The sequence below is a fragment of the Methanocorpusculum sp. genome (assembly GCF_030655665.1).
Classification (GTDB): Archaea; Halobacteriota; Methanomicrobia; order Methanomicrobiales; family Methanocorpusculaceae; genus Methanocorpusculum.
Genome location: NZ_JAUSPQ010000007.1, coordinates 39,399 through 54,629, shown reverse-complemented (window position 1 = coordinate 54,629; position 15,231 = coordinate 39,399). Strand labels below are relative to the sequence as shown.

Genomic DNA, 15,231 nt, shown 5'->3' with positions numbered 1-15,231 from the left:
TAACCCAAAACCGCGAATAGTACCTTCAAGAAATACAATGATCCAGATACAGCTTCCAGAAGAGGAGATCGCCGGTGTCCCTCTCAAAAATCATATGCTCCTTGCAGCAGGGATCCTCGGGACCACCGGTGCATCATTAAAACGAATGCTTGATCTCGGTGCAGGAGGCGTCGTGACAAAATCCATCGGCCCGGAAGCGATTCCCGGCCATCACGGACCCGCCCTCATCCCGGTCGACGGCGGACTCATCAATGCCATGGGACTGCCAAACCCGTCCAAAGACTTCGTCGAAGAGATCGCTCCCCTCAAGGGAGAGCCGGTCGTCGTCAGCATCTTCGGCGGGACCCCCGAACAGTTCGGCACCGTAGCTTCCTGGTTTCCGGATGCCGCCGCATTCGAGCTGAACCTCTCCTGTCCGCACGCCGAAGGATACGGGGCATCCATCGGGGTAAACCCCCGCATCGTCAGGGAATGCACCGATATCGTCAAAACATACAATAAACCCGTCTGGGTCAAACTCACCCCCAACGTGACCGATATCAAAATAATTGGCAAAGCCGCAGAAGACGGCGGAGCCGACGCGATAGTCGCAATAAATACCGTAAAAGCCATGCGGATATCCACCGAAATGCGCCGCCCGGTCCTTGGAAACTTCTTCGGCGGACTCTCCGGCAAAGCGATCTTCCCGATCGCACTCAGAAGCGTCTACGACCTGTATGAAGCGGTCGACATCCCCATCATCGGATGCGGCGGTATCTCGACTGCAGATAATGTGCTCGAAATGATGATGGCGGGCGCCTCCGCCGTCGAGATCGGCAGCGCCATCCATGACTCAGTCAATGTATTTTCGGAAATAGCAGCTGATCTTTACTCTCCAGACGGGATACCCGCAGAGGAGATCGTGGGGTGTGCCCATGTCTGAAATGCCCGAGGTCGTCACGATCACAACAGTCGTCAATGAAACGCCCACCGTGAAAACGTTCGTCTTCGACAAACTCTTTGCATTCAGACCCGGTCAGTTCTGTATGGTCTGGATCCCGGGAGTCGACGAGATCCCGATGGCATTTTCCGGGGCAAACTCCATCACCGTCATGAAAGTAGGAGATGCCACAGAAGCGCTCTTCTCACTGAAAGCCGGAGATAAAATCGGTATCCGCGGTCCGTTCGGCAATGGATTTTGGCCGAGCGGAAAAGTACTTGCAATCGCCGGAGGGATCGGGGTCACCCCGCTCTTCACCCTCGCTGCATCAGGAGAGGTCGACACGTTTATCCTCGGGGCACGGACCCGCGAAGAACTCGTCTTTGCCGAGGAACTCGCAAAAGTCAGCGACCTCAAGATCGCCACAGATGACGGGACCTTTGGATTCCACGGATTTGTGACCGGCATTCTTGATCAGATCGATGTTGAATCATACGATACGATCTGTGTCTGCGGTCCAGAGATGATGATGAAAGGGATCCTCGACCGTCTGGTTGCAAAAGGGATCGAAAACCGCGGTCAGTTCTCCATGCACCGGTACATGAAATGCGCGGTCGGCGTCTGCGGATCCTGCTGTATGGACGATCATGGACTCAGAGTTTGCAAAGACGGTCCGGTTTTCACCGGCGACCTGATAAAAACCGGTGAATTCGCGCACCATCACCGCGGCCCAAGCGGGAGGAAAGAGTAATGAAATCACAAGTAAAAGTCATCACCTGCCCGAAGTGCGGGTCAAAACAGGAGTTTACTCTTCATCAGAGTATCAACGCATCGAACCATGACCTTCGTGAGAAATTCCTCGACGGATCGCTGACGATGCTCGTCTGCGACAACTGCGGATTTTCCGGGGCTGTTGAATACCCGCTTCTCTATCATGATCTGAACGAAAAGTTCTCGCTCTTCTTCCAGCCTGATTCAACCGACCGCACGGCAAACCTGCCGAACGTTCTGCCCGCGCATCTTGTGCCCGAGATCCGGATGAGACTTGTCCACACCCAGGACGATCTGCGCGAGAAGATCTTCATCTTCCGTGACAAACTGGATGACCGGATCATTGAGCTTGTGAAGGATTCGATCCTCAAAGAAATGGAATCAAAAAAGGAGAAGCTCATGCCGGAAGCTCTGTATTATGCCGAGGACCGGTTCGCCTGTGAAGGCAGGTCGCTGATCTTTGTTCCGCGTCTTGGGACCGAGTATCTTGATCCGATCAAGATCCCGTTCGATACCTATGAAAAGATCAAAATGCTTATGCACGTGATCTGGGAACGCCCTGTCGAAGGATATACCGTAGTCGATAAAGAGTGGATCCGCGTATGATCACTGATGAAGATGTTATAATCTGCCCTGTCTGCGAAAATGAACAGACGATCACGATCTGCCCGTCGGTGAACGTGACGACCGATCCCGAGATGCGGGAAAAGGTCCTCACCGGGGAGCTTTTTGAGTTTACCTGCGATAAATGCGGGTTCGCCGGATATGCGGGATATCCGTTCGTGTATGAAGATAAGGAAACGAACGGCGGATTTCTGCTCTATCTCGAACCCGAATGCGAGGACCGCGAGGTCGGTATCGAGGGAGATATTGCCGATCAGGTGATCTATCATGAAAGACCGCTGCGGCTTGTTGCGGATGTGAATGCCCTGAAAGAGAAGATCTTCATCTTCGAAGCAGGACTTGACGACCGGGTGATCGAGCTATTTAAGGTCCTGACCCTTGCAAAGATGCAGGATGATGATCCGGAAAAGATCCCGGATGAGCTGAAGTTCACGAAGCGCGAGGTCGTCGACGGCGAAGAGGTGCTTGTGTTTGCAGCATTCCGAGAAGAGGAGTACCTCGGCAATCTGGAGATGCCGTATGCTCTGTATCAGACATGTGTTCTCACCGGAGAGCCGATCTGGGATGTGCCGATCACGGAGTGCGCGGCGATCGATCAGCAGTGGATCCTCGAACGTCTTGGTGATCAGATAGATCCTGACGAAGATTCTGAAGAAGATCAGGATGAAGATTCAGACGAGGAAAACGTCTGATTTTTCACATCGAGATCCTGTTTCTTCCAAAAAAGGTATGACATTCGCTGCATTCATTGTCATGCAGTGAAATGATTCCGTCACATTTCTGACAGGTCCATTTGTCCCGTTCTCTCTCAAGAAATGCGGGAAGTCCCAGTTCTTTGACCTGGAGACTGTTTTCTATGAGACTCTGACCATATCGATGCAAAGTTCTTTTTTCGAGCGTTTTTATTGTTTTGCAGGGGTAGTTTTTGCAGGAAAAGCAGAATGGTATTCCTTTTTCCCTGACACAGTTTTTTATTGTGCATTTGCGGCAGTGCTCTGTTTTTTGATTTGTTTCCCCAAAACATCCCTCACAGGCTTTTTTTGATACGCAATGCCGGTAACAGGCCATACAGTCCATGCCGCAGGGAGCAAACATTTCTTCGGGTATCGTATCGGGCATCTTCATTCACCACACACCTCAACAAGTAATACTATTTTCCAGGAGATAGATAAAACCATCTAATGCCGAAATGATGTATGTCGACACCTCTCAAATGCACTATTATAATAGTGCAAGTTCGTTGTCGTGATGTCGGGAGAAATACGGATGCTCTGTTATGTATCTGTGTAATGAGCCATCAGGTGATCTGGATGTGACTACTAAGAAAAACAGCACAGAACTTGCTTAAAGAAACGGATGCCTGTTCCCTTACCGCCGCTAAACAGGTTTTGGGAACAGGCTTTATTTACTACGCACTACTGGGTAAAAAAGGAATCGCTATTCTCTCCGCAGTTTCATTTTTGAATAGGAGTTACGTGGTGTGATCTCAAATGAAAAAAACTGACGTGCTTATGAGATGTACTTCGATTTCGTGTACGGCATTCGTTTTGACACAAGAGAAAGAACCAACCGCGAATCGGCGCGAATCCGCCCTTCGGGCGAAGTGAATCGGATTTGCTGACCCTCACTTTCGCAATCCAGCTTCGCTGTCTTGCTCATCCCTTCATCGGGACCGTTCGGGCAAATCCTGTCGCCGCCCCAGCGGCTCCCATTATTGATTTGCCTCTTGATCTTATGTCGTGGTTGTCAGTAAAATGGATATTTTTCAGATTAAGAACTGCTCAATGAATTTCTCCCCACGGGAGGCGCTGGGGCGCCGACAGGATTTGCCCGAACGGTCCCGATGAAGGGACGAGCCGTTGGGTCGAGCGGGTTGGCGACGAAGTCGACGACCTCAGCCAAGCAAGGCTTTGCCTTGCGACTAGACCCAACGAGCGAGAGTGAGGGTCAGCAAATCCGATTCGCCTCGCCCGAAGGGCGGATTCGCGCCGATTCGCGGTTGGTTTTTTCTCAGGTTTCTACACCCAACAAACTCCTTCCCGAATTGGAGCCACACCAACACCGCGTAAGTCCTATTTGAATTATATAATATAGTGTCAAGTGAAGCATGATGCAAAATGCCACCTCCTCAACTTCACACTAATATATCAGATACGTTTATGAGCCGGGTTTCGATGCAGGATCTGGTTCGTAACGTGTGCCGAGCACGCCCGTTTATGCGTAGTTCTTCCTTCTATAGCACCCAAGCTCCTTCACGCCGGTGATCTCTTTCAACTCCGCGATCGTTTCCTGCCATCCCCGATTCGTTTCAAAATCGATGAAAAAGACATATCTGCCGATTCCTTCCTTCGATGGGCGCGACTCGATACGTGTCAGATTGATCCCCTGGCGCGCAAAGATCCCCAGGATCCCGTATAAAAGACCCGGCCGGTTCTCTCTTGGGATGATAACAACACTGCATTTTTCCGGATCATCCGGATGCGAAACGCCGGCTGTTATCTCAAGAAACCGGGTGGTATTGTTTTTTGAGTTCTGGATATCTTCCTGCAGTATCGGCAGATCATACAATTTCGCTGCGCTTTTTGTCGTTACGGCCGCCGATTTGCTGACAACTGCTGCCTCTTTCGCACTCTGAGCATTGCTGCTCGTGTGGATAATGGCGGCATCTTTCAAACAGTTCAGATAGATGCTGCATTGTTCATGCGACTGGGGGTGGGTGTAGATGACCGATATCTCGTCCGGACTATAGCGTGAAACGAAGAAATGGCGTATCGGCATATAGTATTCAGCGGTGATCCGGCACTCCGTCTGTAATAGGCCATCCAAGGTCTCCCCGACGCCGCCCGCCTCGCTGTTTTCAACCGGAACGATGCCCCGGATATTTTTTTCGAGAACTGCCGTGAAAACATCCCGTATCGTTGAAAACAGAAGGATCTCCTCGTTCTCTTCCCTGATTTTTTCGGCAAGCTCGCAGGAGAACGTGCCTTTCGGGCCAAGTACTGCTAATGTCATTTCATTTTCACCAGTGTCTTTATCATAAGGTCGGTCTCTTCTGTTGCCTGGGGGATATAGGATCTGAATGCCTCACTGTTCTCCGTAAAGAATGCGGCGAACTTCTCCGGATCCTTTGATACGACGATCTCTTTCAGGGAAGCGACCGAATCTGAGAGCATTTCAATAATACCGGTCGTTTCCGGATTCATCTGCAGGATGTCTGCATACAGTGAAGGATCCTGCCCGAGTATCCTTCCGACCAGCCCGAGTTCGATCCGGTACACCGGACTCATCACCGGAAGAATTGCTTCCAGCGGGATGCCGGTGTTTTTTATCGTCTCGGCGACGGAAAGGGTCGTGAAGTGTACAAGACCCTGGACGATGCTCATGATCTTGTCATGCTCCTTCGGCTCCATCGGACAAATCTTCGCTCCTTCGTTTCTAAATATCTGATAGAGCATTTCCCGGGTTTTTTCATCACATCGGGCGGGCGATGCAGCGATCGTCTGACCGGAGATCGTGGAGACCGAAGGACCGAACATCGGGTGGAGTCCGATGACCTGCGCTTTGGATCTCAGCATTGCGTCGATCGGGGCGGTTTTTATGGAGGTAAGATCGCAGAAAACCTGCTTTTCGTTCATGAGAGGGGCGATCTCATCGATCACCCGGATGGTGTCATGGATAGGAACCGAGATGATCACGATGCCGCAGGTCGAGGCGATATCCGCATTTGAGACGGGCGTTTTTCTTCCGGAACTGAGGACTTTGTACCCCGCCCTCTCGAAGACAGCCGAGAACAACCGTCCCATGCCGCCGAATCCGCCGATTATCCCAACGACTTTTCCCGGATCCACCCCTTCATCTCCTGCGGTTCGTTTCATATACTGCCTGACCTGATGATCCTCTGTTTCGTTTCAGACCCTCTTCAATCCTCGGTCAGGAGGATCTCGATCGCCTCTTCTGCAGTTCTGCGTTCATGGACGATCATCGCTGCAGCTCTGACGAATCTGTCAGGGTATTTGTGCTGGAATGCGTTTCTTCCGATGGATACTCCGGCAGCGCCGCCTTCCATCGCCCCTTCGATCAGCTGCATCGTGGCAAAGTCACTCATCTTGGAACCTCCGGCAATTACTACCGGTACATGACATCCTTCGGTCACTTCTCTGAATGAATCCGGGTCTCCGGTGTAAACCGTTTTGATGATGTCAGCCCCAAGTTCGGAGCCGACACGGGCCGCGAGTTTGACGGCTTCATGCATGTTCTCGGAGGTGATGTCTTTTCCCCGGGGGTACATCATCGCGAGAAGCGGCATTCCCCATTCGATGCACTCGATCGCGACCCGTCCAAGGTCGCTAAGCATGTTTGCTTCATACTCGGCTCCGATATTTACGTGCATGGAAACGCCGTCTGCTCCCATTTTGAGCGCATTCTGCACGCTGTTGACCAGGACTTTGTTGTTCGGATCGGGTCCCAGATCCGTGCTTGCGGATAGATGCAGGATCAATCCGATGTCAGGACCGCCTTTTCGGTGACCGTGTAGGGCGAGGCCCATATGACCGATTACTGCGTTGGCTCCGCCTTTTGCGACCAGATCGACCGATCTTTCCAGATCGATCAGTCCGGGAATGGGTCCGCTGGACACGCCGTGATCCATCGGGACAATGACGGTCGTTCCTGTATCTCTTTTCATGATTCTTTCGAGTCTGATTTCTTTTCCTCTCATTTTTTTCTCCGGTGTTTTTAATATTCAGGTAATTTTGTAAAAATCTGGTATCCACTGCACCAGAGGAGTTCCCGATAAAAGGCTTGAGTTATTTTATGGAAATCTATTCTGGTGCAGTTTGACTACTGTCTAAACCAGAATACATAGCTAATGCTAAAAATGCCAGCTACGCTGAAGTATACCGATGCTAGGGTGTCTGCGATCACAGACAGAACATCTTCAAAAGGTGAATTGTGCGATGTGCTCAGTACAGAGCTTCTGCTAGCTGCGATTCCTCGCTCTGCTGGCAGACATCCGTCACACATACCAGTACCATTTCACGTGATCGGTAATAAAACCATGTGCTCTGGATGTTTATTCTGCAGAGCAGTTCGATAAAAATCGTAAAAAAAGTGGAGGGGAAATTTAGTTCTTTTTGAACTGGGGCATCATTGCACGGAGTTCTGATCCGACTTCCTCAATCAGATGCTCTTCGTCAGCACGGGTAAGTGCATTGAAGACCGGTCTGTTGACCATGTTTTCAAGGATCCATTCTTTGGCAAATTCGCCGGACTGGATCTCGTAGAGGATCTCGCGCATTGCTTCGTAGGATTCTTCACCGATGACACGGGGGCCACGGGTGATGTCACCGTACTGTGCGGTGTTGGAGATCGCTTCACGCATTTTGGTGAATCCGCCTTCGTAGATCAGGTCGACGATGAGCTTCATCTCGTGCAGAACTTCCAGGTATGCCATCTCGGGCGCATATCCTGCATCGACGAGGGTGTCGAATCCTGCTTTGATGAGAGAGGTGACTCCTCCACAGAGAACAGCCTGTTCGCCGAACAGATCGGTTTCGGTCTCTTCTCTGAAGGTCGTTTCAAGAACGACGGCTCGGGTCGCGCCGATTCCTTTTGCATAAGCAAGAGCGAATTTCTTTGCGTTTCCGGTGTGGTCCTGCTCGATCGCAATGAGTGCGGGGACACCTTTTCCTTCTTCGTAGGTTCTTCTGACCATGTGGCCCGGACCTTTGGGTGCGACCATGATCACATCAACGTTTGCCGGGGGAACGATCTGACCGAAGTGGATGTTGAATCCGTGGGAGAACATGAGACACTTGTTCTCTGTCAGGTAAGGCATGATCTCGGCTTTGTAGACTGCTGCCTGGGTCTCGTCGGGGACGAGGATCATGATGACATCTGCTTTCTTTGCAGCTTCAGCGACGTCGTAGGCTGCAAATCCGTCTTTCTTTGCGAGATCTCTGCTCTTTCCTGCTCTGATCCCGATGATCACATCAAGGCCGCTGTCTTTCAGATTCAGTGACTGGCCTCTTCCCTGTGATCCATAGCCGATAACTGCGATTTTTTTTCCTGAGAGATTTTTCAGGTCCGCATCCGTTTCATGATATTTTTCCATCATCTTTTTTTCCTTCCTTTTTTGGTAAATACTGTGTAATTTAACCTTCTTATGATTAAATAGTTTATCTGTCGAATCCGCCTGAACGGTAAACGACATTGAGGGCATTCACCATCGCTTCAGCGGATGCGATCACGATGTCACTGTTTGAAGCAGCTGCATCAAAGATCCTGCCTTTCTCGTCTTCAACTTCGATGGTGACACAGCCGAGCGCATCGCTCCCGCCTGATATCGCCTCGATTTTAAAGCTCTTTAACTGAACTTTTCCCGGCGCGATCGCTAAAAGCGCCTTCATTGCTGCATCCACAGGACCATCTCCTGTTCTGGAACAGGTTTTGTTTTCCCCGTGGACCACGACCCGTACGCTTGCCGTCGGGATCGTATGGCTTCCGGTAAATACCGAAATATCATCCAGCTCGATCATTTTTTTGTCATCATGACTGCCGGTGATGCTTTTTGCGATCTCGAAAAGGTCGAACTCGGTTACTTTTCGTCCGCGTCCGGAGATCTCCTTGACCTTTGCGACGATCATGTCCAGTTCCGGGTCGGACGGATTTACGTTTACGTCCTCCAGCATCTGCCGAACGGCATGTTTTCCAACATGCTTTCCAAGCTTTAAGCGTCTTCGGTGACCCACCATTTCGGGCGTCATGATCCCGGGTTCAAATGTTCCCGGGTTTGCCATTACGCCGTGGGAGTGGATCCCGCTTTCGTGCGAGAATGCATTGTCGCCCACTACCGGTTGGATTGGGAGGACGGCGATCTGTGATAATCTGGAAACCAGTCTTGATGTTTCGACCAGTTTTTCTGTCTGAATGTTGGTTTCCATTCCATAGATCGATTTCAGGATCATGACCGTCTGGGCCAGATCCGCATTTCCTGCCCGCTCGCCGATACCGTTGACGGTGACCTGGATCTGATCAGCTCCGCCTTCAACTGCTGCAATGGTGTTTGCGGTCGCCAGACCGAAATCGTTGTGGCAATGCACGTCGATTTTGCATTTGACGTTTTCGCGGATCATCGCGACGAGGGGTTTCATCATCGACGGAGTGCTTACGCCGACGGTGTCGGGAATGTTGATTATCGTCACGCCGGCTTCATCTGCTGCTTTACAGACTTCGACCAGCTCTGACGGTTTTGTTCTGGTCGCATCCATCGGTGAGAACATCACATGATCGCACTTTGAACGTGCATACGTAATGATCTCCCGGGTAATTGCCAGGACTTCTGCATGACTTTTTTTGATGGTATAGGTTCTCTGGATCTCAGATGCGGGAATAAACACATGGACCATATCAACGCCGGCCTCGATACAACGATCCACATCCGCTTTTACTGAGCGTGCGAGTCCGCATATCAGGGGGCGGATACCCTCTTCAGCACAGATCCTCTTGACCGTTTCAAATTCGACATCCGAAGATGCCGGAAAGCCAGCTTCAATCACATCAACGCCGATATCGGACAGCTGATGCGCGATTTCAATTTTTTGCTCCAGTGTGAATGACACGCCGGGAGTCTGTTCACCATCACGAAGTGTGGTGTCTAAAATAGTCACTCTTTTGTTCGTGTTGACTGTACTTTTATCGCAATAGAATGCAATCCGCCACTTTCGCAGTGACTGCTCCGATCCCATCTTCCTGAGACATACCCAGTATCAATGCATTACAATATTATAAATCTTTCTCTTCATCCGTCAAAAACCGACATCATGCCCGGTATTATGCGCTATTTTTAAAAAATCATTTTTTGGAGCGCGTGATTCTCGTGATTCTCCAAAACTTATATATACCAATCGAATGTAGACTATCTAACCGGAGTTTAATCCCATGAGTGATTGTTTTATTTGGCTATAAAAACATCCGTTTCCTGGACACGACACTTCGTGACGGGGAACAGACGCCGGGCGTCTCTCTGACACCCGTACAGAAACTGAAAATCGCAGAAGAACTTTCCGCAATCGGCGTGAATGTGATCGAGGCTGGATCCGCGATCGCTTCCGAAGGCGAAAGAGAGGCTATAAAGCTGATATCTGACGCGGGACTCAACGCAGAGATCTGCACATATGCGCGAGCAAAGACCGAAGATATCGATCTTGCCGTGAAATGCGGTGTGGATTCGGTGCATCTTGTAGTTCCGGTTTCTGACCTTCATATAACCAAAAAACTCGGGAAAACCCGCGAAGAAGTCTATGCAATGGCAATGGAAACCGTTGCATATGCCAAAGAGAGAGGGCTTACTGTCGAACTCTCGGGCGAAGATTCTTCGAGGGCAGATCAGGAATATCTGGCCCGACTTTTTAGAGATGGAGTAGCACACGGAGCTGACAGGCTTTGTTTCTGTGATACCGTAGGGCTGTTAACGCCTGAAAGGACCGCAGAGGTTATCCCGCCTTTATGCTTCGCACCCCTGAGCATCCATTGTCACAATGACCTTGGACTGGCTCTTTCGAATACTATCTCGGCGTTAAGATCGGGAGCTACCTGTGCCCACACGACCATCAACGGGATGGGCGAACGTGCAGGAAACGTGCCCTTCGAAGAGGTTGTGATGGTGCTTGAAAAGCTATACGGTTATGATACCGGGATCGATACGACCAAGATCTATGCACTGTCGACCCTTGTATCGCAGATGACAAAGATACCGCTCGCAGCCAATAAGCCGATCGTCGGCGGAATGGCATTTACCCATGAAAGCGGGATCCATGCACACGGACTCCTGCGGGATCCGACGACATATGAACCAATGTCGCCTGAAACGGTAGGAAGAAAACGAAGAATCGTTCTTGGAAAACATTCTGGAACCGCGTCGGTTCAGTCGGCCCTGAAGGAACTTGGTTACGAACCCGGAGAAAAACATCTTGCCGAGATCGTTGCGCGAGTCAAGAAAGTCGGTGATATGGGCATGAAAGTGACCGATGCCGATGTTATGGCGATCGCAGATTCGGTGATGCTCCTTGAATGCAAACCGGTGATCAGCCTTAAACAGTTCACGGTCGTAAGCGGGAGTAACGCGATTCCGACGGCATCGGCAACGATGTTCGTAAACGGGGTGAAGGTTACGGGAGCCGCTACCGGGACCGGTCCGGTCGATGCGACCATCAAGGTCCTTCAGCAGTCGGTCGCCCAGTTCGGCGACATCACGCTTGAGGAGTTTCATGTGGATGCGATCAACGGTGGAACAGATGCGCTGGTCGATGTAACGGTGAAAATGAGAAAGGATGGGAGGGTTCTGACCTCCCGGGGTGCCAGAACGGATATCGTAGAGGCAAGTGTCGAGGCGGTAATAGCAGGCATGAATAGATTACTGAGAGATGAGAATGAAAACAGGCGCAGCAATACTGATTGAAAGCTTAAAAGAAGAGGGTGTTGAAATCATATTCGGATATCCGGGAGGGGCTGTCCTCCCGATATATGACGAGCTATATGATGCGGAGCTAACACACATCCTTGTAAGACATGAGCAGGCAGCCGTTCATGCAGCGGATGGATATGCACGAGCGAGCGGACGCGTCGGTGTTTGTCTTTCGACATCCGGTCCCGGAGCCTGCAATCTCATTTCTGGAATTGCTACGGCTAACATGGATTCGGTTCCGATCGTTGCACTTACCGGTCAGGTTCCGACAGGAATGCTCGGAAATGATGCATTCCAGGAGTCTGACATCACCGGAATAACGCTGCCGATCACCAAACACAACTATCTGGTAAAAGATGCGCGTGATATCAAAATGACGGTGAAAGCCGCGTTTTACATCGCAGGAACCGGACGTAACGGCCCGGTTCTCATCGATTTACCCAAAGATGTCCTGACAGCAAAAGTTGCAGCGGAAGAAGTTCTCTCAGGCGAGCCTGAACTCAGAGGATATAAGCCGACATTAAAAGGTCATTCCAAACAGATCAAAAAGGCCCTTGAGCTGATATACAACGCGAAAAAACCAGTGATCTATGCGGGTGGGGGAGTAATTGCAGCAGGTGCATCAGAAGAGATGGTCCGATTGGCCGAACTCTTCTGCCTCCCGGTCACGACAACCTTGATGGGTCTTGGTGCGATCCCGGCAGTTCATCCGTTAAATCTGGGAATGCTCGGGATGCACGGGACAGAATATGCAAATTACGCCGTATCCGAGTCAGATCTGCTTATTGCGATAGGTGCTCGGTTCGATGATCGTGTAACCGGAAAGCTGAGTCATTTCGCAACGCATGCAAAGATCATCCATATCGATATTGATCCCGCCGAGATCGGGAAAAATGTCAATCCTGACGTGCCGATCGTGGGCGATGCCAAATCCGTCCTTGCCGATATGATCTGTCTGGCGGAAAAGAAAGGCTGCATCTCTGAACCATGGCTGGAACAGGTGAAGTTATGGCGGAAAAATCATCCGTTACGGGTGGTAAATGACGGGAAAGTTCATCCGCAGAACATCATCCGCAAGCTCTCTGAACTCCTTGACGGCGGGGGGATAATCGTAAGTGAAGTCGGTCAAAACCAGATGTGGACCGCACAGCACTACGGCTTTAAAAAGCCCCGCCAGTGGATCAGCTCAGGGGGTCTTGGAACGATGGGATATGGATTTCCGGCTGCGATAGGGGCCTGGTTTGCCAAGCCCGATGAGACGGTTGTTGTGATCGCCGGTGATGGGAGTTTCCAGATGAATATTCAGGAACTTGCCACCGTCGCGCAGTACAAGGTCCCGGTGAAGATCGTGATCCTGAACAACATGTATCTCGGGATGGTCAGACAGTGGCAGGAACTCTTCTACGACAGAAGATATTCCTACACGGAACTGCCGTCCGTTGATTTTGTTGGGATCGCAAAAGCCTACGGCATTCAGGGGATGAGAGTTGATTCCGTTGATCAGATCGACGAGGCTCTCCGGACCGCGTTAGATTATGACGGTCCGTATCTCTTGGATTTCCAAATCGAGCGTGGAGAAAATGTCTATCCCATGGTTCCGGCAGGTGCTGCTATCAGCGAAATGATCGGAAAACATAATCACAACGGAGGGTCCGACACATGAAACAGCATATCATCAGTGTTCTTGTTGAAAACAAGGCGGGTGTCCTCGCACGGGTTGCCGGTCTCTTCTCACGAAGAGGATTCAACATCGAAAGTCTTGCTGTCGGGACCTGTGAAACGCCGGGTATGAGCCGGATCACGATCGTGGTTATCGGTGACGATATGCACATTGAACAGGTAAAAAAACAGCTCAATAAGCTGATCGATGTCATAAAGATCACGGATATCACGGAAAAAGAGCATGTCGAACGCGAACTCGCGATGATCAAAGTTCATGCAGAACCTGGATCTCAGCGTTCCGAAGTGATGCAGATCGCCGGTATTTTCCGGGCGAAAATCATCGATGTCGGTGCTCAGACCTTGGTTCTTGAGATCACCGGCGACTCGGAAAAAATCTTTGCGATGGAGTCCCTTTTGCGTCCCTACGGTGTTCTGGAACTCGTCCGAACCGGCAGAGTTGCTCTGCAGAGAGGATCCTCGGGCTCCGCTCTTCGTCAGTAAAAAGACTATGAACTACAATAAAAAACTGAAAGTGATGTAAATGGGATTGACCATAACAGAAAAAATCTTCTCCGCCCACTGCAAAAAAGAGTGCAGAGCAGGAGATGTAGTAATGGCACCGGTCGACGGTGCGATGATACATGATATCACAGGCCCTCTTGCGATCAATGTGATGAAAGAGATGGGAGGAGGCAGTGTCTTTGATCCGAAAAAAGTCATCATGCTCTTCGACCATCAGATCCCTGCTGATTCTATCAGCGCAGCAGAAAATCATGTGATGATGAGAACGTTTGCCCGCGAACAGGGTATCTACAACTATGACATAAAAGAGGGAGTCTGTCATCAGGTCGTTCCCGAAAAGGGACGCGTAAAACCCGGCGATATCGTCGTCGGCTCGGACTCGCATACCTGTGCATATGGTGCCCTTGGTGCATTTTCCACCGGTATCGGCTCGACTGATATGGCATATGTTCTGAAATTCGGCGAACTTTATTTCAGAGTTCCCGACACTATCCAGATCAATGCAAACGGGAAATTCCAGAACCGGGTAGGTCCCAAGGATCTTATCCTGACGCTCGCCGGCGATATCGGTGCGGACGGCGCGACCTATCGGGCTCTTGAGTTCTGCGGGAACGCATTCTCCGACATGGATATTCCCGGAAGAATGACCTGTGCAAACATGGCCATCGAGATGGGAGCAAAGGCAGGCATCGTCCCGCCGGATGAAAAAACCTGGGAGTATCTGCGGGGAAGAACGGACTGCACGCCGTTTTCCCTCGCAAGCGATGAGGATGCTGTCTTCTTTGAAAAACGAAATTATGATGTTTCCAAGATCAATCCGAAGATCGCGGTCCCGCATAATGTCGACAATGTTGTCGATGTGACCGAAGTCGCCGGTAAATCGATCGATCAGGTCTTCATCGGATCATGCACGAATGGCAGATACGAAGACTTTGTTGAGGCGGCCGAGGTTCTTGGCGACAATGTCTTCTCTGAAGATGTTCGCGTGATCATGGTCCCGGCATCCAAAGCCGAGTACATGAAAGTCCTCAAAGCAGGACTTATCGAGAAGTTCGTCGAAGCAGGGGCACTCGTTGAAGCACCGTGCTGCGGTCCGTGTATGGGCGGAGCTTTCGGGATCTTAGCTCCCGGAGAGGTTTCCCTCTCGACATCGAACCGTAACTTCCGGGGAAGACAGGGAAGTACCGAGAGTTTCGTGTATCTCTCTTCTCCTGCGACCGCTGCAGCGAGCGCGGTTACCGGCGTGATCACCGACCCAAGGAGGGTCTGA

At 50.8% G+C, this 15,231-nt stretch carries 14 protein-coding genes; 8 read left to right on the top strand and 6 right to left on the bottom strand.

Features of this window, described 5'->3' with window-relative positions; translation table 11 throughout:
- The first annotated feature begins 37 nt into the window (after positions 1–37).
- From Q7J08_RS05355 to Q7J08_RS05340, 4 genes are read left to right on the top strand one after another with little or no spacing between them, the layout of a single operon-like run.
- Positions 38–922, top strand: a complete 885-nt coding sequence (locus Q7J08_RS05355; protein ID WP_304910665.1) for a dihydroorotate dehydrogenase — start codon at positions 38–40, stop codon at positions 920–922.
- On the top strand, positions 915–1,670 hold the full coding sequence (locus Q7J08_RS05350) for a dihydroorotate dehydrogenase electron transfer subunit (RefSeq protein ID WP_304910664.1): 756 nt from the start codon (positions 915–917) through the stop codon (positions 1,668–1,670). Before Q7J08_RS05355 ends, Q7J08_RS05350 begins: the two co-directional genes overlap by 8 nt.
- On the top strand, positions 1,670–2,296 hold the full coding sequence (locus Q7J08_RS05345; protein WP_304910663.1) for a CpXC domain-containing protein: 627 nt from the start codon (positions 1,670–1,672) through the stop codon (positions 2,294–2,296). Before Q7J08_RS05350 ends, Q7J08_RS05345 begins: the two co-directional genes overlap by 1 nt.
- Complete coding sequence (locus tag Q7J08_RS05340; protein WP_304910662.1) at positions 2,293–3,006, top strand: CpXC domain-containing protein; 714 nt, start codon at positions 2,293–2,295, stop codon at positions 3,004–3,006. The genes Q7J08_RS05345 and Q7J08_RS05340 overlap by 4 nt, the downstream gene beginning before the upstream one ends.
- A gap of 4 nt (positions 3,007–3,010) precedes the next feature.
- Here the strand turns inward: Q7J08_RS05340 and Q7J08_RS05335 are convergent, their stop codons facing one another.
- The 6 genes from Q7J08_RS05335 to Q7J08_RS05310 all read right to left on the bottom strand — a co-directional run bounded on the left by Q7J08_RS05335 (position 3,011) and on the right by Q7J08_RS05310 (position 10,059).
- Positions 3,011–3,433, bottom strand: coding sequence for a DUF3795 domain-containing protein (locus Q7J08_RS05335; RefSeq protein ID WP_304910661.1), 423 nt, complete (start codon positions 3,431–3,433; stop codon positions 3,011–3,013).
- Positions 3,434–4,528: 1,095 nt separating this feature from the next.
- Complete coding sequence (locus Q7J08_RS05330) at positions 4,529–5,326, bottom strand: prephenate dehydratase domain-containing protein (RefSeq protein ID WP_304910660.1); 798 nt, start codon at positions 5,324–5,326, stop codon at positions 4,529–4,531.
- Complete coding sequence (locus Q7J08_RS05325) at positions 5,323–6,189, bottom strand: prephenate dehydrogenase/arogenate dehydrogenase family protein (protein ID WP_304910659.1); 867 nt, start codon at positions 6,187–6,189, stop codon at positions 5,323–5,325. The genes Q7J08_RS05330 and Q7J08_RS05325 overlap by 4 nt, the downstream gene beginning before the upstream one ends.
- Positions 6,190–6,233: 44 nt before the next feature.
- Positions 6,234–7,031 (bottom strand): 2-amino-3,7-dideoxy-D-threo-hept-6-ulosonate synthase, encoded by a 798-nt coding sequence (locus tag Q7J08_RS05320; protein WP_304910658.1) that lies wholly within the window; start codon positions 7,029–7,031, stop codon positions 6,234–6,236.
- A gap of 405 nt (positions 7,032–7,436) precedes the next feature.
- Entirely contained in the window at positions 7,437–8,525 is a 1,089-nt protein-coding gene (ilvC, locus tag Q7J08_RS05315; protein WP_304910657.1) for a ketol-acid reductoisomerase, read from the bottom strand.
- Positions 8,491–10,059, bottom strand: a complete 1,569-nt coding sequence (locus tag Q7J08_RS05310; protein ID WP_304910656.1) for a 2-isopropylmalate synthase — start codon at positions 10,057–10,059, stop codon at positions 8,491–8,493. The genes ilvC and Q7J08_RS05310 overlap by 35 nt, the downstream gene beginning before the upstream one ends.
- A gap of 197 nt (positions 10,060–10,256) precedes the next feature.
- Between Q7J08_RS05310 and Q7J08_RS05305 the strand changes: the two genes are divergently transcribed.
- Genes Q7J08_RS05305 through Q7J08_RS05290 form a run of 4 tightly spaced genes read left to right on the top strand, consistent with a single transcriptional unit; the run spans position 10,257 to position 15,231 of the window.
- Positions 10,257–11,771: a 2-isopropylmalate synthase gene (locus Q7J08_RS05305; protein ID WP_304910655.1), complete on the top strand. Its 1,515-nt coding sequence runs from the start codon at positions 10,257–10,259 to the stop codon at positions 11,769–11,771.
- Positions 11,743–13,440 carry a biosynthetic-type acetolactate synthase large subunit gene (ilvB, locus tag Q7J08_RS05300; protein ID WP_304910654.1) on the top strand — a complete coding sequence of 566 codons (1,698 nt, stop codon included), beginning with the start codon at positions 11,743–11,745 and terminating at the stop codon, positions 13,438–13,440. Before Q7J08_RS05305 ends, ilvB begins: the two co-directional genes overlap by 29 nt.
- Positions 13,437–13,940 (top strand): acetolactate synthase small subunit, encoded by a 504-nt coding sequence (gene ilvN / locus Q7J08_RS05295; RefSeq protein ID WP_304910653.1) that lies wholly within the window; start codon positions 13,437–13,439, stop codon positions 13,938–13,940. The genes ilvB and ilvN overlap by 4 nt, the downstream gene beginning before the upstream one ends.
- A 40-nt stretch (positions 13,941–13,980) precedes the next feature.
- Positions 13,981–15,231, top strand: coding sequence for a 3-isopropylmalate dehydratase large subunit (locus Q7J08_RS05290; RefSeq protein WP_304910652.1), 1,251 nt, complete (start codon positions 13,981–13,983; stop codon positions 15,229–15,231).

Bases quoted from the DNA above. Each gene is read 5' to 3' on its own strand.
- Q7J08_RS05355 (WP_304910665.1), top strand. From the start codon at position 38: ATGATCCAGATACAGCTTCCAGAAGAGGAGATCGCCGGTGTCCCTCTC.
- Q7J08_RS05350 (WP_304910664.1), top strand. From the start codon at position 915: ATGTCTGAAATGCCCGAGGTCGTCACGATCACAACAGTCGTCAATGAA.
- Q7J08_RS05345 (WP_304910663.1), top strand. From the start codon at position 1,670: ATGAAATCACAAGTAAAAGTCATCACCTGCCCGAAGTGCGGGTCAAAA.
- Q7J08_RS05340 (WP_304910662.1), top strand. From the start codon at position 2,293: ATGATCACTGATGAAGATGTTATAATCTGCCCTGTCTGCGAAAATGAA.
- Q7J08_RS05335 (WP_304910661.1), bottom strand. From the start codon at position 3,433: ATGCCCGATACGATACCCGAAGAAATGTTTGCTCCCTGCGGCATGGAC.
- Q7J08_RS05330 (WP_304910660.1), bottom strand. From the start codon at position 5,326: ATGACATTAGCAGTACTTGGCCCGAAAGGCACGTTCTCCTGCGAGCTT.
- Q7J08_RS05325 (WP_304910659.1), bottom strand. From the start codon at position 6,189: ATGAAACGAACCGCAGGAGATGAAGGGGTGGATCCGGGAAAAGTCGTT.
- Q7J08_RS05320 (WP_304910658.1), bottom strand. From the start codon at position 7,031: ATGAGAGGAAAAGAAATCAGACTCGAAAGAATCATGAAAAGAGATACA.
- ilvC (WP_304910657.1), bottom strand. From the start codon at position 8,525: ATGTCGTTTACCGTTCAGGCGGATTCGACAGATAAACTATTTAATCAT.
- Q7J08_RS05310 (WP_304910656.1), bottom strand. From the start codon at position 10,059: ATGGGATCGGAGCAGTCACTGCGAAAGTGGCGGATTGCATTCTATTGC.
- ilvB (WP_304910654.1), top strand. From the start codon at position 11,743: ATGAAAACAGGCGCAGCAATACTGATTGAAAGCTTAAAAGAAGAGGGT.
- ilvN (WP_304910653.1), top strand. From the start codon at position 13,437: ATGAAACAGCATATCATCAGTGTTCTTGTTGAAAACAAGGCGGGTGTC.
- Q7J08_RS05290 (WP_304910652.1), top strand. From the start codon at position 13,981: ATGGGATTGACCATAACAGAAAAAATCTTCTCCGCCCACTGCAAAAAA.